Source organism: Bacillus sp. 01N42_2, assembly GCF_056399565.1.
The window spans coordinates 41,547-60,041 of the sequence record NZ_JBFTRO010000005.1 but is presented as its reverse complement, the minus strand read 5'-3'; the positions used below and the strand labels follow the sequence as shown (position 1 = coordinate 60,041).

Here is an 18,495-nt window from a genome sequence, read left to right as displayed (position 1 = left end):
TTTTTTGTTTATTTCGTTTTTTCCACTATGGCATCCACCGTTTTCATGACGGCTTCAGATAATGCGGCAAGACGCTGTTCACTGTCTTGTAAAGAAGTTCCCTTCACTGCGAAATAGAACTTGACTTTCGGCTCCGTTCCGGATGGGCGGAGGCAGAACCAAGAGCCGTCTTCAAGGAAATATTTCAGGACATTTGACTTCGGCAGATCAATATCTTCTTCACGATGATCGGCAAATACAGTCCGTTTTCCCGTTGAATAGTCTTCAGCCTGCGTGATTTGTTTTCCGGCCATCTGCTTCGGCGGATCGTTTCGGAATGAAGTCAGGATAGCGGAAATCTGCTCTGCTCCCTGTTTTCCTTTTAACGTCAATGACTTCAAGCCTTCACGGTAATAACCGTATTCTTTAAAAATGGACAGCAGCGCGTCATAAAGCGACATGCCCTGCTTTTTATAAAAGGCGCATACTTCGACGGCTAACAGCGCAGCCTGGATCGCATCTTTGTCACGCGCAAAATCGCCGATTAAGTAGCCGTAGCTTTCTTCATATCCGAACTGGAACGTGTATTGTCCGGTTTTTTCATATTCTTTGATCTTTTCACCGATAAATTTGAAGCCCGTCAGCGTATCAACCGTGTCTAAACCGAATGATGAAGCGACGGCGCGGCCCAATTCACTCGTAACAATCGTTTTCATGACGACGCCGTTCTCAGGAAGGACGCCTTGTTTTTTCTTTTCAGAAAGCAGGTAGTGCAATAAAAGCGCGCCTGTCTGGTTCCCCGTCAGCACCGTATACTTGCCTTCACTGTTTTTTGCGGCAATGCCGAGACGGTCGGCATCCGGGTCCGTAGCGACGAGAATATCGGCGTTTTGTTCTTCTCCCAGCTTAATGGCATATTCGAATGCCGCGTGCTCTTCAGGGTTTGGCGATTTGACCGTTGAAAAATCTGGATCCGGAAGCTCCTGTTCCTTTACGACAGCGACGTTTTTGTAACCGAGCGCGTCGAGGCCGCGGCGTACCGGTTTATTCGCCGTGCCGTGCAGCGGAGTGAACACCACGCTCACGTCGACTTCTTCCGAAAGCTCGGGATGGACGGAGATGGAAGTCAGTTTTTCAGTATAGGGTGTATCAATTTCTTCGCCGATGATCTTAATTAAACCTTTTTCCTTCAGCGCCTGTTCATCTTCAACTTGAATTGTTAATTCATTTTCAATCGCATTCACTTCCGCAATGACGATGTCCGCTTCTTTCGGCGGCAGCTGTGCCCCGTCATCGCCGTACACTTTATATCCGTTATATTCAGGCGGGTTATGGCTGGCCGTCACGACGATACCCGCATAAGCGTTCAGTTCTCTCACCGCAAAAGACAGCTCAGGCGTCGGGCGGAGCTCATCAAATACGTATGTTTGAATGCCTTGGGAAGCAAGGGTTTTGGCTGCTTCCATCGCAAACTCAGGAGATTTATGACGGGAGTCGTACGCGATCGCAACGCCTCTTTTTTTCGCTTCTTCTCCTTGTTTTGCGATATACGCAGCAAGCCCGGCGGATGCTTTGCGGACCGTGTAAATGTTCATTCTGTTTGTGCCCGGCCCGATTTCTCCTCTCATGCCTCCTGTTCCGAACTCAAGATTTTTGTAGAAAAAGTCTTCCAACAGCTGCTCGTTTCCTTCTGCGTCCGCCAATAATTTTTTCAATTCTGAATCTAATTGTTCGGCCTGATTCCAGCGTTCGTAACTCTTACTCCAACTCATGTTCGTCCTCCTATAATTTCAGCTTATGACCATATTTTAATATGAAGCGGCTGTCCGTGTCACTTGATAACTTAACACAGTGCTTTATGTAAAAAGAAGGGCTCATGCCTTTTCGGCACAGCCCTCCGGTAATTATTGTTCGAGCGGAACAACCGCATCGTGCAGCAGCGTGTTTAACAACTCGGTATGTTTCGCTTTCGTTTCGTCATCCCATTGGAACCGGTCGCTCATGTAATCAATCACAGCCGTTTTATACGTCTGCACCCATTTGATGTCGAAGAACAGTCTGCCCGTTCTGCGGACGAAGAAATCAGCAGGTGTCGCAGCCATCTCTTCTTCAATGCTGTAAGCCGCTTCCGCCAGAATGTGAACCGGAATCTGGCGTTTTGCCGCTTCTTCTTTCAGGCCTTCAATCCGGCTGAATACATTTTCGACGTTAGAGCCGTATCTGATAGCTAACTGTTTAGCTGTTTCCTGTGATAAACCGATTTTCAATCCGTCTTTTGTCTTTGCTTCCACAAATGACTCGAAGTTTTTAGAGCCGCCGACATGTCCGCCGGAAATCGGCATCGTCTTCGTCTTACAGCCGCCGAAGTCCTGGCCGCCCTCTTCTTTTAAGCGATCGCGGACAAGATCGACAATGTGCTCAGCCATTTTACGGTAGCCCGTCAGTTTTCCTCCGGCGATTGTGATCAAGCCAGATTGAGATGTCCAGATTTCATCTTTACGGGAGATCTCAGACGGATCTTTTCCTTCTTCGTGAATGAGCGGTCTGAGGCCGGCCCAGCTTGATTCAATATCGTCCGCCGTAATATTCAGTTCCGGGAACATATAATTGATGGAGCTGACGACATAATCACGATCCTGCACCGTCATGCGCGGATGCTCAAGCTTTTGTTTATAAACCGTGTCTGTCGTGCCCACGTATGTTTTTCCTTCACGCGGAATGGCGAACACCATACGTCCGTCCGGCGTGTCAAAGTACACAGCCTGTTTAAGCGGGAATACGGATTGGTCGAATACGAGATGGACCCCTTTTGTATGCTGGAGATGTTTTCCGCTTTTGCTGTGGTCTTTTTCTCTCAGCTCGTCGACCCACGGACCTGTCGCATTGACGATTTTTTTGGCGTACACTTTGTATTCCTTGCCTGACAGCAGATCTTCAATTAAAACGCCGACAACTTTTCCTTTTTCATAAAGCAGTTCTTTCACTTTAGAATAGTTGACAGGCTCCGCACCGAATTTAACGGCTTCTTTCATGACTTCAATCGTCAGTCTCGCGTCGTCCGTCCGGTACTCTACATAGTAGCCTCCGCCTTTTAAGCCGTCTTTTTTGACGAGCGGTTCTTTTTGCAGCGTTTCTTTTGCAGACAGCATGCTTCTGCGCTCTGATTTTTTTACCCCTGCTAAATAGTCATATACACGCAGACCGATGGACGTAGAGAATGAACCGAATGTGCCTCCTTTATGGAACGGAAGCAGCATCCATTCCGGCGTCGTGACGTGCGGGCCGTTTTCGTATACAATGGCACGTTCTTTACCGACTTCAGCCACCATTTTGACTTCGAATTGTTTCAGATAACGCAAACCGCCGTGGACAAGCTTTGTGGATCGGCTTGATGTGCCGGCCGCGAAATCCTGCATTTCGCTCAAAGCGACTTTCATTCCCCTTGAAGCAGCGTCAAGCGCCGTACCGGCACCCGTAATGCCTCCGCCTATAATAAACAGATCGTATGTTTTTTTAGTCATGTCTTCCAGCATATGATCCCGTTCCAAACTCGAAAATTGGTGATTCATCATTACGTTTCCTCCTTGTTGTCACGGTATAGAAAAAGAGACCACAACAGCCAAAGCGCATGTTATCACTTTGGTGCTGTGGTCTCTCCTCATCTCAGGACCGTTCCTATTAACTTGTGTTCAGTATATCATAATTTTATCTTATTTAAAAGCCATAGCTGCATTTACTGCTTTTTTCCATCCGCCGTACAATTCATCGCGTTTTTCATCTTCCATTTCCGGTTTGAATTGCTTATCCAGATTCCACTGATCGGCGATTTCAGTGCTGTCTTTCCAGTAGCCGACAGCGATTCCGGCCAAATACGCGGCACCGAGCGCCGTCGTTTCATTAATTTCCGGACGTTCGACCGGCACATCAAGCAAGTCGCTTTGGAACTGCATAAGGAAATTATTTTTAACCGCTCCGCCGTCTACACGCAAAGTTTTTAAAGAGATGCCTGAATCAGCTTCCATGGCATCAAGCACATCTTTCGCCTGATAAGCGAGAGATTCAAGCGTAGCCCGGATAAAATGCTCCTTCGTCGTTCCGCGTGTCAGGCCGAAAACTGAGCCGCGCACGTCACTGTCCCAGTACGGTGTGCCCAGTCCGACGAAAGCGGGCACGACATAAACACCATCTGCGGAATCCACACGCTCTGCGTATGTCTCGCTTTCTTTCGAATCATGGAACATCCGCATGCCGTCTCTCAGCCATTGGATGGCAGAACCTGCGACAAAGATGCTTCCTTCCAGCGCATACTCGACTTTTCCGTCTAATCCCCAGGCGATCGTCGTCAGAAGGCCGTGCTCTGAAGTAATGGCTTTTTCTCCGGTATTCATGAGCATAAAACAGCCTGTGCCGTATGTGTTTTTCCCCATGCCTTCTTCAAAGCACGCCTGACCGAACAGCGCTGACTGCTGGTCTCCGGCCGCACCCGCAATCGGAATATTTTTGCCGAAGAAATGATAATCAACCGTTTTCGCGTACACATGAGAAGACGGTTTCACTTCCGGCAGCATTGATTTCGGCACGCCTAAAATGTCAAGCAGCTCGTCATCCCATTTTAATTCATGGATATTAAACATCAGCGTTCTTGAAGCGTTGGAATAATCCGTTACGTGAGCCGCGCCTCCGGACATTTTCCAGATGAGCCATGAATCAATCGTTCCGAAAAGCAGATTTCCGTTTTCCGCTTTTTCCCGCGCGCCTTCTACATTGTCAAGAATCCATTTGACTTTCGTTCCTGAGAAATAAGGGTCGATCAGAAGTCCCGTTTTTTCTCTGAATGTATCATTATATCCTTTTTCAAGAAGCTCTTCGCAAATGCCGGATGTTTGTCTCGATTGCCACACAATCGCATTGTATACCGGCTTTCCGGTATCTTTATCCCATACGACCGTCGTTTCCCTTTGGTTCGTGATGCCGATGCCGGAAATTTGGTCCGCGCTGATTCCGGACTCAGAGATCACAGTCGCGATAACGGCGAGCACCGATCCCCAGATTTCGTTCGCATTATGCTCCACCCAGCCCGGCTGAGGGAAGTGCTGTGTGAATTCCTTTTGAGCGGAATGCACGATTTTTCCTTCTTTATTAAAAAGAATCGCTCTTGAACTTGTTGTGCCTTGGTCAATTGATAAAATATAGGTCTCCATGATGCCGCTCTCCTTTTTAAATATATTCAGAATTTGATAATGTTTTTCGTGATTGAGATTTCTTGGTATAAACATAGAGTATAAAAAGCAATACAACCATTATAACGCTTACAAACCAAAAGCTAGATGTCACATTTCCTTTAAACGCGGCATTGTAAAATACGCCGCCGAACGCACCGCCCATGATCGGACCGATAACGGGAATCCAGGCATATTTCCAATTTGACGGCCCTTTTTTCGGAATCGGCAGAAAGGCGTGTGCGATTCTCGGCCCCAAATCCCGCGCAGGGTTGATCGCATACCCGGTTGTTCCTCCGAGAGAAATTCCGATGGCCACGATGAGGAATCCGACAATCAGCGGGTTCAGCCCTTTTGTAAATTCATTCGCTCCGATCGCCAAAATGCCGAGCACAAGCACAAACGTCCCAATGACTTCACTTATCATATTCCCAAATGTATGAGGAATACTCGGGCCGGTCGAGAAAACGCCCAGCTTAGCCGCCGGATCATCCGTCGCCTTCCAATGCGGCAGATAATGAAGATACACAATAACCGCACCGATCATTGCTCCGATCATCTGTCCAGCAATATAGACAGGGACTTCTTTCCAAGGAAAACTGCCTTCAAGCGCAAGGCCTATCGTTAAAGCCGGATTCAAGTGAGCGCCGCTGATTCCGCCGACAGCATATGCCGCCATGGCTACTCCAAGCCCCCAGCCGAATACAACAACAATCCATCCGGATTGGTATGAAAGCGATTTCTTTAAATTGACTCCCGCACAAACGCCGCCCCCGAAAATAATAAGCAGCATTGTACCGATTACTTCTCCCCAAAATGCTGTCATCATCATTCCTCCTAAATGACATAATAGCAGGTTTGACAGAGTTATAGAGAATAAAAAACCCACAACAGACCGCTTTACGCTTTATTGCTGCCGTAAAGAGCTGTTGTGGGTCTCCGGGTCTCCATCACATAGTATTAACCTAGGTCTATTGTAACAATGGGTGTAAGCGGTGTCAATCTTTTTTTGTCATAGAATGTTCATATTTAGCCCACAGCTCGGTGTCTGAAGTCGTCACCGCCGTGGCCCCCGCCTGCAAAGCGTTTTCAACATCCTGCTCCGTGCGGATAAAGCCGCCGGCAAAAATCGGAATGCCCGTCATCTCTTTAATTTCCCGGATTAAAGTCGGAACGATGCCCGGGAGGACCTCGATAAAGTCAGGCTTATGCTTCCCGACGAATTCCATGCTCTTTTCCATCGCGCTCGTATCCAAGAGAAACAGACGCTGGATCGCATATATTTTCTTTTGTTTCGCTTTGACGATGACGGCCGATCTCGTTGAAATGATGCCGGCGGGCCGGATGTCCTGACAAATGAATTCCGCACCGTATTCATCATGCTTAATGCCGTGAATTAAATCGACGTGAACCATCAGGTGTTTTCCGTTTTTTTTCGCTTCATTCACGACACCTTTTAATTGACCAAGGTGAATATCTAAAATAACGCCGTATAAGAACGGACTTTCTAAAAATGCATCGAATTGCTTCATATTCCGGATAGCCGGTAAAATCTGCTGGTTGTGAAAACTCATGTTTTACTCCTTTACATTAAAAATCAATGCTCAGCACGCTTTCTTTGACCGTCGAAATGATGAAAGAAAGCTCCTCGTCAGAAAGACAGAAAGGCGGTGATAGCTGAATGACATTATTATATCCCGCTGCGGTATCGCCATTTTTCCCGACGAGCAGGCCTTTTTTCTTACAGGCGGTGATGACGTGCTGGACAGCGGCGGCATCAGCGGGTTCTTTCGTGATTTTGTCCTTTACGAGCTCGATGCCGGCAAGAAGGCCCTTTCCCCGTACATCTCCGACCGCGGGATGTTCTCTGAGCGGCTGAAGCTCCCGGAGCAGCCTTTCGCCAAGCTCACGGGAACGGGCGATCAGATTTTCGTCCTCCATCAATTGCAAGTTCTTCAAAGCAAGGGCGCAGGCTGCCGGATTGCCTCCGAATGTATTCACGTGCCGGAAACGGCCGTACGGCTCACCGTCCGAATACGCTTCAAAAATCTCCCGTTTCACCGCCGTCGCCGACAGCGGCAGGTAAGCGCTCGTGATGCCTTTTGCCATTGTGACGATGTCCGGTGAAACGCCGTAATGCTGAAATCCGAACGGCTCTCCCGTGCGGCCGAAACCGCAGATGACTTCATCACTGATAAGCAGCGCGCCGTGGCGGCGGCAAATGTCCTCTACCTTTGCCATATACCCGTCTGGGGGCATCAGTATACCTCCGCCTGTAATAATCGGTTCCATAATAACGCCGGCAATCGTTTCGCTTAATTCCCACGTCATGATCCGGTCGATTTCATGTGCGCTTTCCAATGTGTCAGCATCGGCGGGATTCCGATAGAGATCAGGCGGCGCCGCATGCAAAAATCCTTGGGAGAGCGGCTCGTATTTGTATTTTCTCTGCGCCTGGCCGGTAGCGGCGAGCGCCCCCATCGTATTGCCGTGATAGCCCCTGTACCGGGAGATGAATTTGAAGCGGCTGTGATCGCCGTTTTCAATGTGGTATTGGCGGGCAATTTTGAACGCGGTTTCATTTGCTTCCGATCCGCTGTTGGAAAAGAAGATTACATAATCGCCGCCGAGCCATTCATTCAGTTTTTCCGCAAGCTCAATCGCAGGTTGATGGCTTTGGGTCAGCGGATAATAAGGAAGCTCCTTCAATTGGCTGTAAGCCGCATCGGCAAGCTCCTTTCTCCCGTATCCGATATTGACGCACCATAGTCCTGACATGCCGTCCAAATACCGCCTGCCATCAATGTCCGTAACCCAGGCGCCTTCCCCTTTTTGGACGATTATGCTGTCATCCGGCTCCGCCCCTTTCATCGCGTGCCAAATCAGCTCTTTATCCTTTTGTTTGAGTGACTGATTTTTTTGTACATGTTCCACACCGCTCATCTCCCTTTCAATATCATTGCACTGTATCGAAAGCTGCCCGGCTTCTGACGCCGATTCTCTTGGTGAAGTTTTCCTCTTAATAAGAATATAAAGGCGCGGCATGGGCGAGTCAATAAAGCGGCGGCAATTAAAAAAACGCTTTCTCCCAGAAAGCGAAAGGGCTACAAGAGCATATCCCGAAACCGGGGACGGTGCAAGTATTTTTATAAAAAAAACCCGCTCCTTAAACCGAAGCGGGCTTTCTTCATTTAAGATGCGTAATCCGGTAGATGTCTTTGCGCCGGTCTTTCAGCTGGCGCACGGTTCCGTTTTCACGCTGCCTTCTTAAGATTTCAAGATCAACGTCCCCGATCACAACCATTTCGATATTCGGGTTCGTTTCACCGACGATTCCGTCTCTGGCAAATTCAAAATCAGACGGAGCAAAAATGGCTGACTGTGCGTATTGAATGTCCATATTTTCTGTTTGCGGCAGATTCCCGACCGTACCTGAGATGACAGTGTAAATTTGGTTTTCAACCGCTCTTGCCTGAGAGCAGTATCTTACGCGCAAGTAGCCTTGGCGGTCTTCAGTGCAGAACGGCGTAAAGATAATTTTCGCCCCTTGATCCGCGGCAATTCTCGCAAGCTCCGGAAATTCGATATCGTAGCAGATCTGAATGGCGATCTTTCCGCAGTCCGTATCAAATACGCGCACTCTGTCTCCGGCGCTGATGCCCCACCATTTCCGCTCATTCGGCGTAATGTGAAGCTTATACTGTTTTTCAATCGTGCCGTCACGTCTGAATAAGTAAGCGATGTTATAAATTTTCCCCTCTTCTTCAACGAAGTGGGAGCCGCCGATGATGTTGACATTATATTTCACCGCGAGATCTGTAAAGAGGCTGATATAGTCCTCTGTATATTCGGTAATCCTCTGAATGGCAAGACTCGGAGAACGCTCCTCGAGGAATGACATGAGCTGCGTCGTGAAAATCTCCGGAAATACCGCGAAATCAGATCTTGCATCGGAAGCCACATCCACATAATATTCAACCTGATTGGCAAATTCCTCGAAGGAATAAATCTTTTTCATTTCATACTGGATGACGCAAATACGCACCGGAAATGCCGATTTGTAATAGCGCTTCGACTGCGGCAGGTAATCGACATTGTTCCACTCCATTAATGTCGCATATTTAATGGACGCGGTGTCATCCGGGAGATAATTCGGATTGATCCGCATGAGCGTAAATCCGTTCATCAGCTGGAAGGAAAGCACCGGATCATAAATCTGATGGCGCGTCACCTGTTCGACATAGGCTCTCGCCGTCATTTCTTCCGCATATTTATGGTAATTCGGAATCCGTCCGCCGATAATGATGCTTTTCAGGTTTAATCGTCTCGCCAGGTCTTTTCTCGCTTCATACAGCCGATGTCCGATCTTCATCCGTCTGTATGCCGGATGCACCATCACTTCAATTCCGTACAGGTTCATTCCGTCCGGATTGTGGTTCGTGATGTAACCGTCGTCTGTAATGTCCTGCCATGTGTGGCGGTCATCGTATTCATCGAAATTGATGATCAGGCTGGAGCATGATCCGATAATTTCCCCTTCATACTCGGCGCAAAACTGACCTTCCGGAAAATGCGCGAGATGGCTGATTAAATGCTCAGGCTCCCAAGGCTCCATCCCCGGGAAACAATCCTTTTGCAGCTCAATAATTTTATTGATATCTTTCTCTTCCATGTTCCGTATGACCATTTTCTTTTCAAAACGGGTCAGATCAAGTTTCTCAGACAATGCCGCTTCCCCCTGCCGATTCGTTTTGATTGTTCAAGCGCTGTAAAAGTAATTCAAGTTCCATTTCCGCCATCGATTCGAGTCTGTGATCGTATTCTTCAAACAACAGGGTGCTTGTTACCTTATTCGGTACGATCACACATTTCATGCCGGCGCGTTTGGCTGCGATTGAGCCATTGACGGAATCCTCAAAGGCAAGACATTCGGAAGGTTCGACGCCTAAATGTTCCGCCGCTTTCAAATAGAGTTCCGGATTCGGCTTCACTTCTTCTACGTCATCCGCCGTCTGAATCACTTCAAATTCATCAAACAGGCCTAACTCCTTCAGGTGGCCCGATACCCATTTGAAATCTGAGCTTGAAGCAAGCCCCACCTTCAATCCTAATTCTTTCGCCGCGGCTAAATAAGCCTCCACTCCGGGACGCGCCGTTTCCGTTTTCATCCGCTGTTGGAAGCGAGCGCGCCTGATCGCCGTCAGTTCGTCATGATCGAGCTTTCTTCCCAGCTGCTCCTCTAAATACGCGAACGGCTTAAATCCCGCGGCCGTTCCGATCACCTTTCCCCAGACAGATAAAGGCAATGTCGATCCGTGTTCTTCAAACATTTCTTGCAGCACTTCATATTCATGGGTTTCTGTATCTAAAATTAACCCGTCAAAATCAAAGATTAATGCTTTTATCACTGCTTACAGCTCCTTTAGTTAACGTACTGTGACCTATGTATACACTATACCGTGAATTTCTTCCGCGTTCAAAATGTAACATTCGGACGGAAAGAAGAGCCTGCATGAATGCAAGCTCTCTTGATCCGTTACTGTGAGTTTTGGCTGGAAATATTAGAAAGAGCTGCTCCCGCAGACTCGTTTGAACGCTGATCGACCGCTAAGTCTCCAAGCGCAACGATCCCGACCAAATGATTTTGATCAACAATGGGAAGGCGGCGGATTTGGTGTTGGGCCATCAGGTGTGACGCCTCTTCAAGACTCATCTCCGGGTTTCCGGATACTACTTTAGAAGACATCACGTGCGAAACAGGTGTTTGGCCGTCGCGGCCTTGAGCCGTTGTTCTCAATGCGATATCACGGTCTGTCAGCATTCCTTTTAATTCCCCTCCGTCAACGACGGGAATCGCTCCGACATTATGCTGATGCATCAGCGCGGCCGCTTCCTGAATCGTTTGATTGGGAGAAACGGTAGCCACGTGGGTAGTCATTGATTGTTTGATTGAACTCATTGTAAAGCACCCCTTTCGCCATTTATTATGCTCGGGGATTTGTCTCATTATAAAGGGAGTTAGAGGAAAGAAATTGTGGTATCATGTCAAAGAAGCAAAAAAGAGCCTGTAAAAAGGCTCTTTACATCCATCAGATCAGCCTTCTGTAACCGCAGGCTTCTGATTCGGCTCCCGTCTCGAAATCATCATAGGTAAACGGAAAATTCATTCCGCAATCATTCAGCAAAGCGCAATTTTTATCAAACAGCGCACGCTCTTTGGCATCATATACCGCGTGCGGCTTTGACAGCATGATATGTACCGTTTGCAGACAAGCCATAATTTGAAATGCTTCTTTTAACGTTCCTTGGTAAAGTTGGTTTTGTAAAGACAATACGCCCCTTTTTTTAAAGCGCTGAATTTCCAGTTCGGAGAAATAAAGAGGAAAGACATTTTGGAACAATTCAGAGGAAAGCTCTTGTATCGCGCTTTCTTGTCCGTCAGTCGCTGCGTTGACAATTCTCACATCAATCACCTTTCTTGCCATGTGAATATCCTTAATCTTTATCAAGAATAGCACAGAAAAAAACGCGAAAGCTAAGGTAAGTGTTTCCTATTGAAACAGCCGCTTTCCGTTTGAAAAAGGAGCTTTATGATATGAAACAAAATGACCGCGGGCTGGAACTTCTGATAACGGAAAAGCACGCCGGACAATGGCTGTTTTCAGTCCTGAAATCAGAATTTCAGGCATCTAAACCCGTGATAACCGAATGGATGAACCAAGAAAGCATTCAGGTCAATCGCACATCTCCCAAAAACAACATCATCCTGAAAACCGGAGACCGCCTGTTCATTGATCTTCAGGAAAAAACGGAGTCATCGGTGATCCCGGAATACGGGGAAGCGGAAATCTTATTTGAGGACAATCATATGCTGATTGCAAATAAGCCGGCGGGAATGCCGACTCATCCGAATGAAGAGGGTCAGACCGGAACCCTCAGCAATCTGATCGCTTACCATTTTCAAATCAACGGCGAACAAGCGAAAGTCCGCCACGTTCACCGGCTTGACCGGGACACGTCAGGTGCAGTCGTTTTCGCCAAACACCGCCTGGCTCATGCCATCCTCGACCGGCAGCTTGAAACCAAAACATTAAAACGCACCTATATCGCTGCAGCGGAAGGAAAGGTGACGCCGAAAAAAGGCACGGTTGATTCGCCGATCGGCCGTGACAGGTCACATTCCGTCAGACGGCGCGTCTCACCCGGCGGCCAAGCCGCCGTTACCCATTACAAGGTACAAGGCTATCATTCCGGCGCGCGGCTTTCTCTGATCGAGCTTGAATTGGAAACCGGAAGAACACATCAAATCAGAGTGCATATGGCAAGCATCGGCCATCCGTTAGCGGGAGATGATCTGTACGGCGGAAGCCGGGCGCTGTTTCACAGACAGGCGCTTCACGCCAAAAAGGTAAGTGTCATTCATCCGATCTCCGGAGAAGAAATCATTGCCGAAGCGCCGATGCCCGTTGATCTGGCACACTTTGCCGACACGTATTTTTCTTAAACCGGGTAAGCATATATAATATATCGTTTCGGTGCATTTCCGATGTAAGAAAACGGATAGCAAGTGGTCAGGATCAGTTCCTCCCGCTCATGCTGAAGGGTGATGACGGACGTATCACCCCGGCTGACGATTTTTGTATGGCTGATTTTATAAGAAAACGCGCCGTAAGACAGCATCACGTTCAGCCTGTCTCCTTTTTTCAGTTCGCCGGTCCGTCGGAACACCGTGTCCCTGTGGCCGGATAATACGATTTGGCCGTGTTCATCCGGATAAAAGCTGTCTTTGTAATGGCCGACGCCTTTTGCTAAATCGTCTGCGTCAGTCCCTTCCACGATCGGGAGCTCAGCATCGATTTTAGGGATTTCTAAAATACCGCTTGCTTCACCTGTTTTAGGATGAAATTCTTTTTTGCGCTGCGCCAAAGCCGCTCTATTCGTTTCTTTCTTTGCCAGAACGGGTTCAGCCGCTTTTTTTGCTTCTTCAAGCGATTGGTTTGTCTTCATATGTGAATCGACGATCTTCCAGCTTCCATAGCATGTGACGATGACACCGATAATGATGACAAGAAGCGGAATGTGTTTCAGTTTATTCATGGTGTACGGGTTCTCCTTTTCCTTCTGAAAAGCCAGTATACGCCGGCGCCTGTGATCACCAGTCCGGCCAGTGCCGTCTGATAGCTGCCCGCTGAAGTATCAGGCAACGGGCGGCCTTTTTGTGAGCCGCTTTCAGTCTGTTTTGTGCTTTTTTCCGGATTTGCAGCCGATGACGGACAGGTTTCGGAAGCTGTTTCTTTTATAACGGGACGCTCTGGCTTTTTGGCTTTATCAGGCTGTTTTGCAGCATCCGGGTTTTTAGCGGGTTTTTCCGCTTGGGGTTTTTCTGTTTTATCGGGTCTGGTGCCGCCCGGTGTTTCCCCGTTTCCCGGCTGACTGCCGGTGTCATCAGGTGTTTCGGTTGCTGATGCCGTGCGGATGCGGCCGTCGGTTTGATAAGAAATCGGAGCGGAAAAGCTTTTGACATAGTCTACTGTCGCTTCCAAATCCTCAGGCCCCGTCACCGGATTCTTGCCGAGTTTCCCGATCGGGCCGTATTTTGCCCCCGCTGCCGTTGCCATAAATTGATTGACTGTTAATGTATATCCTTTCTCGGGCTGTATGTCTGTCCCGTCCGCCATTTTCATATCAATCGCTTTTCCGGTTTCCGGGTTCCATGTATAGGAAAATCCGCTGATGCTGTAATCCGGTCCGTAAACCGGAGAAATTTGTGCATTGATGATCTCCCGCAAATCTTTTCCTTTGATTTCAAGCTTTGTCAGCACATTGCCGAACGGCTGAACATTATAAAGGTCTCCCCATGTAATCGGCCCTTTTTTTATGCCGTCCCGGATGCCGCCGCCATTCATTAGCGCAAAATCGGATTTCATCTTCGTTTTCATACCGTCGGCAATCAGATTTCCAAGCGCCGTGTCGCCGTCATTTGAATAGCCGCCCGTTATATCATGGGCCGCTTCCCCGACCGTTTCGCTGATAATCGGTTTCACTTTCTCTTCATATTTGCTTAATATGCCTGCCGCATCCGGGTCCGGCTTGATTTTACTTTGGTCGATATATTGGATTTCCGCTGATTTTTTCACGATATCCTTCGACTCTTTATCAAGTTCAAGATCGGCGATTCCGATTGCTTTTCCGTATTCAAATGCCTGCACGATCAGCTTGCCGTTGACTTCTCCGTTTACGACTTTATGATTGTGCGCGGCGAAAATCACGTCAATCTCTGAGTCTGTCCCGCCGGCAAACTTTGCGGCTTCTCCCGTGATCGCACTGCCGTTTTGTTCAGCAGACATATGGGCGAGCACGGCGATGGCTTTAATTCCTTTTTTCTTCAGGTCAGCGGCGGCGTCATTGACGGCTTTTACCTCATCCGTAAACGTGATGTTTTTAATTCCGTCCGGAATGACCATTCCTGCTGCCGATCTGGTTACAACTCCTATAAATGCAACCGGAATTCCGGAAACGTATTTGATTTCATACGGCGGAAGAAAGGACTCACCTGATTTCAGTTTACAGTTGGCGCAGACGAGCGGGAAATTTTGGCCGTCATAACCGCTTGTCCCCTTCCCGTCCGGATGATCTCCTCCATTGATGATCCGTTTAAGCTCATTTGTTCCTTCATCGAATTCATGATTGCCGACAGTCCCCACGTCAAACCCGATGTCTTCCATCAGTTCTACTGTCGGTTCATCTTGAAAAAGGGCTGACACGGGAGAACTGCCCCCGATCATATCGCCCGCATGCACCACGAAGGCGTGTTCTTTTTCGGCTTTTGCTTTTTTAATGTACGCCGCAGCGTAATCCATTCGGCCGAACGTGCCATCCGGTTTACCATCTCCGTTAAGATCAAGCTCATATTGCTGATCAATTTTTCCGTGCAGATCATTCATGCTGATGATTCTGAGCGGGACACGGCCGGTGTCTTCAGTCTGCTGCTCTTCATACGCCTTATCCGTTCTACTCTCATTCAGCGGTCCGGCTTCTCCGATTGCTGCCGCATCTTTCAGGCCGGAGACCATAAAACAAACCATCAGCACACAGCACGAAAGACGCATCCCCCTTTTTTTCTTCATTCATTTCCCCCCTTGTCTTCTAAGAAATACGTTAGCTTATTTTCTTAAAAATCACACCACTTTTTTGTAAAGATTGTCTTCATTGGCGCAAAATAGTAAATAGTCCCCATGTAACGAAATCGGTCTCATGTATAACGGATCAGCTTTTTTCACATCTTAATGATGATTTGACATGAAGGAGGAAAACAATCAGTGGAACAGCAGCAGAATCAGCAGCAGCCGCCAGTAAATCAGGGGATGCCGGGTTCACCGCAAGTGAATCATGGAGGACATGAGCTTTTCGATATGCATGAAGTCCTGGCCGGAACAGTCGGCGTCCTGGATCAATTTATGATGCTCAGACAATTTATACAGGATCAGCAGCTGGCGGATATTCTTGACCGCCAATACCAATTCATTCTCGGACTTTATAATCTGACGGCAGAATGCTTTAAGACCGGCCAAAAGCCTTCTCAGGAAACTTCGACATATATGATGAAGGAACAGAACCAAGCCGTGTACGGCATAAAACCGACACAGCCGAAAAAACCGAATCAATCATTAAATGATGTCAAAGATCTCGGGATAAGCGGTCATATGCTCGGCCTGATTAAAGCTCAAGCTTCTCTTTTGACGATGAGCTCGCTTGAAATGACCAATCCCGTGACAAGAAGAGTGCTCTCCGCCCAAATTCAGCAATATGTTGAAATGGCATTTGAAATCTTCTTGTACCAAAACAAACACGGTTATTATCAGGTTCCTCAGCTTAATGCACAAGATATGCAGACGATGCTGAATTCATTCGGGCCGGCTCAGGGACAGCCGCAAATGCCTCCGATTAAAGGACAAACGGGACAGCAGCAAAACCTGCATTGATTAAGAAACGGCGTTGGATACCCGACTCTCCAATGCCGTTTTCTTTTTTTCATATGTTTTTGTGAAATCACGTTCAAACTGTTTCAGGGTTTCTTTGGTGGCTGCTTCAAAGCCTTTTTCAAAATCCTGTGTTTCGGCGGTTTTGTTGATAATGGTTAAGATAATGCCTTCTCCGAATGTATCGGTTAAATCCTTTATCATATAGAAGCTTTGCAAATATACATCCGTCTCATATTCCATCCGCGATTTCTGCCATTTTCGGTCGGTCGTTAATTGATCAAACGGCACGACGGAAAATGCAATCGGATCAATGACTACATCATAATGCGCAACCCATTCGCTCAGCCCCTCATGAAACCAAAGCGGAAATTCAGACGTAGACGTTCCCATTTGCCGCGTTTTTTGATGAAACGCATAGTGCGTATATTCATGTATAATCAATTGTTTATACATAAAAACGGCCAGCTCATCTTTTTTCAAAAGCTGTTTTTTCTCTTCAGGCAAAAGCCCCATCATCTGCTCCTGCTCTGAATAAAAACCGACTACGTTTTTCAAGCCGGAATATTGCTCAATTTCAGCTTCATCCGCAAAGAAAATAAGTTCAAGAGGCGCTGTTCCTTTATAGCCGACAATGATTTGATTGATACGCTTTGCGTAGTCTAACGTAAGCTTGGTCAGATCCAAGAGCGGTTTTTCATCCGCCGTATAGTAAATCGCTGTATGTTTGTAAATTTCTTTATTCATGTGTTCAGTCACTTGTTCCTTCGTCGGAACAGAGCGGCTGTTTTGGCCTGACAGGACGTACATCAAACTTACTGAAACGGCTGAACTGACAGCCAATATGACAAGGACTCCGCACAGGATCAGAGTGAATGCCGCCCGTTTCCCCATGCCGTCACGCAAACAAGCTCCCTCCCCGATCCTTCAATTTTTCATCTCATTCTTTACTTTATGCGCCGGAAGGTTTGGCCGTGACGGCAGATAAAATAAAAAAGCCGCAGCAAATGCGGCTTTTCTATTCATTCATTTATTTATTGGGGTTTGGGAATACACGCTGCACCATTTGGCCGAATTCATCAAACAGACCGGATACCGGGTGACCGTTTTTGATTCGTTTTCCGTAGCCTTGCATACGTTCCACGAAATCCGGATTCGCTGATACATATACTGTCCGGACATGTTTATCGGCTGATTTCACCTTATCGGTTATCTTATTTTTCAAATGGTTGGCAATGGCGCCTTTTTGCCCGTTTGTCAAAACAACGGCAACATAAGCGCTGTTTCCGGCAACGATTACAGTTGCATTTTTAACTTCTTTCAGATCAGTCACCTTGTCTGCGGCTTTATCAGCAACCCTCAGGTTACGGTTGTTATTGTGATCTGCGGTGTTTTGGTTATGACGGTTCCCTGTATTCATATTTGTCGCACCGTCGTTAGGCGTGTTGCGGTAATTTACATTTTGGGTGCGGTTGTCATTTCGTTTTCCTTCTCCCTGGTTTCCCATGCTGCACCCTGCGGTAATCAGCATCGGCAGAAGAAGGGCAGAGATAACTGCTTGTTTTTTTATCATGTGAATTCCTCCTTTCTCACTTTACGTATAGGTTTTTCTATTCGGCTGGATTTATGCATGCCGTTTGCATTCTGAGCGGTTTGGATAAATATCAGAAGGAAAGGAAAAGATAAATGTAATCAATAGAATGAGGAGGGATTTAACTTGTTCAGACAAAAAAGAGGCATCAGCCCGACAGCGCTGCTGATCGGCTCATCACTTTTGATTGCAGCTTTATCACCGGAAATCCGCCGCAAAATCACCGGAATGGTTTCAGGCCGAACGCAGCATAAAGATGACGCACACTCCATGCAGCCCGCCGAAATGATTAAGCAGGCTTTCGGCGGAGAATCCGGCGGACAGCAGCACACGGACAAAGCACGGCATTCACAAAGCGGGTCCATGCAGCCCGCCGAGATGATCAAACAGGCTTTCGGCGGGGAATCCGGCGGACAGCGGCACACTGACAAAGCCCGGCACTCACAAGACGGCTCCATGCAGCCTGCCGAGATGATTAAGCAGGCTTTCGGCGGAGAATCCGGCGGACAGCGGCATGAGCAGACTTCCCGCCAACACTCCGGCTCATCTTCATCGTCTCATGAACACAGCCGGAGCCATACGGACGGACAGGCAGACCGCAGAAAAGAGACTCCGGCAAAGCCTCACTATACGGAGCCGATTCACTTTGAAGAAAGCGCGGTAAATGTTTTAAATGACAGCACCGTAATGAATATGCTGGAAGATCTGGAACCCGGAAATCATTAAA

Annotated in this window: 17 protein-coding genes; 3 read left to right on the top strand and 14 right to left on the bottom strand. The window is 47.7% G+C overall.

What is annotated here, in order from left to right; translation table 11 throughout:
• Positions 1 to 8: 8 nt before the first annotated feature.
• The 10 genes from AC1DN5_RS12530 to AC1DN5_RS12485 all read right to left on the bottom strand — a co-directional run bounded on the left by AC1DN5_RS12530 (position 9) and on the right by AC1DN5_RS12485 (position 11,683).
• Positions 9 to 1,751 carry a phospho-sugar mutase gene (locus AC1DN5_RS12530; protein WP_045927068.1) on the bottom strand — a complete coding sequence of 581 codons (1,743 nt, stop codon included), beginning with the start codon at positions 1,749 to 1,751 and terminating at the stop codon, positions 9 to 11.
• A gap of 132 nt (positions 1,752 to 1,883) precedes the next feature.
• Positions 1,884 to 3,551 carry a glycerol-3-phosphate dehydrogenase gene (gene glpD / locus AC1DN5_RS12525; protein ID WP_366969625.1) on the bottom strand — a complete coding sequence of 556 codons (1,668 nt, stop codon included), beginning with the start codon at positions 3,549 to 3,551 and terminating at the stop codon, positions 1,884 to 1,886.
• Positions 3,552 to 3,689: 138 nt separating this feature from the next.
• On the bottom strand, positions 3,690 to 5,180 hold the full coding sequence (glpK, locus tag AC1DN5_RS12520; RefSeq protein WP_366969626.1) for a glycerol kinase GlpK: 1,491 nt from the start codon (positions 5,178 to 5,180) through the stop codon (positions 3,690 to 3,692).
• A 16-nt stretch (positions 5,181 to 5,196) separates the two neighbouring features.
• Positions 5,197 to 6,024, bottom strand: coding sequence for an MIP/aquaporin family protein (locus AC1DN5_RS12515; RefSeq protein ID WP_016938409.1), 828 nt, complete (start codon positions 6,022 to 6,024; stop codon positions 5,197 to 5,199).
• A 172-nt stretch (positions 6,025 to 6,196) separates the two neighbouring features.
• Positions 6,197 to 6,772 carry a glycerol-3-phosphate responsive antiterminator gene (locus AC1DN5_RS12510; protein WP_366969627.1) on the bottom strand — a complete coding sequence of 192 codons (576 nt, stop codon included), beginning with the start codon at positions 6,770 to 6,772 and terminating at the stop codon, positions 6,197 to 6,199.
• Between the two features lie 16 nt (positions 6,773 to 6,788).
• Positions 6,789 to 8,141, bottom strand: a complete 1,353-nt coding sequence (locus tag AC1DN5_RS12505; protein ID WP_095241035.1) for an aspartate aminotransferase family protein — start codon at positions 8,139 to 8,141, stop codon at positions 6,789 to 6,791.
• Between the two features lie 244 nt (positions 8,142 to 8,385).
• Positions 8,386 to 9,924, bottom strand: coding sequence for a bifunctional GNAT family N-acetyltransferase/carbon-nitrogen hydrolase family protein (locus tag AC1DN5_RS12500; protein ID WP_016938412.1), 1,539 nt, complete (start codon positions 9,922 to 9,924; stop codon positions 8,386 to 8,388).
• Positions 9,917 to 10,606 carry an HAD family hydrolase gene (locus AC1DN5_RS12495; protein WP_016938413.1) on the bottom strand — a complete coding sequence of 230 codons (690 nt, stop codon included), beginning with the start codon at positions 10,604 to 10,606 and terminating at the stop codon, positions 9,917 to 9,919. Before AC1DN5_RS12495 ends, AC1DN5_RS12500 begins: the two co-directional genes overlap by 8 nt.
• A gap of 128 nt (positions 10,607 to 10,734) precedes the next feature.
• Entirely contained in the window at positions 10,735 to 11,157 is a 423-nt protein-coding gene (locus tag AC1DN5_RS12490; RefSeq protein WP_016938414.1) for a CBS domain-containing protein, read from the bottom strand.
• A 130-nt stretch (positions 11,158 to 11,287) separates the two neighbouring features.
• A complete protein-coding gene (locus AC1DN5_RS12485; protein ID WP_366969628.1) occupies positions 11,288 to 11,683 on the bottom strand; it encodes a DUF5365 family protein in 396 nt (131 codons plus the stop codon).
• Positions 11,684 to 11,793: 110 nt separating this feature from the next.
• Here AC1DN5_RS12485 and AC1DN5_RS12480 point away from each other — a divergent pair, with 110 nt between their 5' ends.
• Positions 11,794 to 12,702 (top strand): RluA family pseudouridine synthase, encoded by a 909-nt coding sequence (locus AC1DN5_RS12480; protein ID WP_366969629.1) that lies wholly within the window; start codon positions 11,794 to 11,796, stop codon positions 12,700 to 12,702.
• Here the strand turns inward: AC1DN5_RS12480 and AC1DN5_RS12475 are convergent.
• Together AC1DN5_RS12475 and AC1DN5_RS12470 are read right to left on the bottom strand one after the other, a co-directional pair.
• Entirely contained in the window at positions 12,699 to 13,295 is a 597-nt protein-coding gene (locus AC1DN5_RS12475) for a class D sortase (protein ID WP_366969630.1), read from the bottom strand. The genes AC1DN5_RS12480 and AC1DN5_RS12475 overlap by 4 nt on opposite strands.
• Positions 13,292 to 15,325, bottom strand: a complete 2,034-nt coding sequence (locus AC1DN5_RS12470; protein ID WP_366969631.1) for a 5'-nucleotidase C-terminal domain-containing protein — start codon at positions 15,323 to 15,325, stop codon at positions 13,292 to 13,294. The genes AC1DN5_RS12475 and AC1DN5_RS12470 overlap by 4 nt, the downstream gene beginning before the upstream one ends.
• A 192-nt stretch (positions 15,326 to 15,517) precedes the next feature.
• On the opposite strand from AC1DN5_RS12470, the gene AC1DN5_RS12465 reads away from it, so the two are divergent.
• Positions 15,518 to 16,180, top strand: a complete 663-nt coding sequence (locus AC1DN5_RS12465) for a spore coat protein (protein WP_045927061.1) — start codon at positions 15,518 to 15,520, stop codon at positions 16,178 to 16,180.
• Here AC1DN5_RS12465 and AC1DN5_RS12460 read toward each other — a convergent pair whose 3' ends face one another.
• Both AC1DN5_RS12460 and AC1DN5_RS12455 read right to left on the bottom strand, forming a co-directional pair.
• The gene (locus AC1DN5_RS12460; protein ID WP_188153843.1) at positions 16,181 to 17,083 is read right to left on the bottom strand and encodes a hypothetical protein; all 903 of its coding nucleotides are present in this window, start codon (positions 17,081 to 17,083) and stop codon (positions 16,181 to 16,183) included.
• Positions 17,084 to 17,207: 124 nt separating this feature from the next.
• A complete protein-coding gene (locus AC1DN5_RS12455) occupies positions 17,208 to 17,750 on the bottom strand; it encodes a YhcN/YlaJ family sporulation lipoprotein (RefSeq protein WP_016938420.1) in 543 nt (180 codons plus the stop codon).
• Positions 17,751 to 17,894: 144 nt separating this feature from the next.
• Between AC1DN5_RS12455 and AC1DN5_RS12450 the strand changes: the two genes are divergently transcribed.
• Positions 17,895 to 18,494: a hypothetical protein gene (locus tag AC1DN5_RS12450; protein WP_366969632.1), complete on the top strand. Its 600-nt coding sequence runs from the start codon at positions 17,895 to 17,897 to the stop codon at positions 18,492 to 18,494.
• Position 18,495 lies beyond the last annotated feature (1 nt).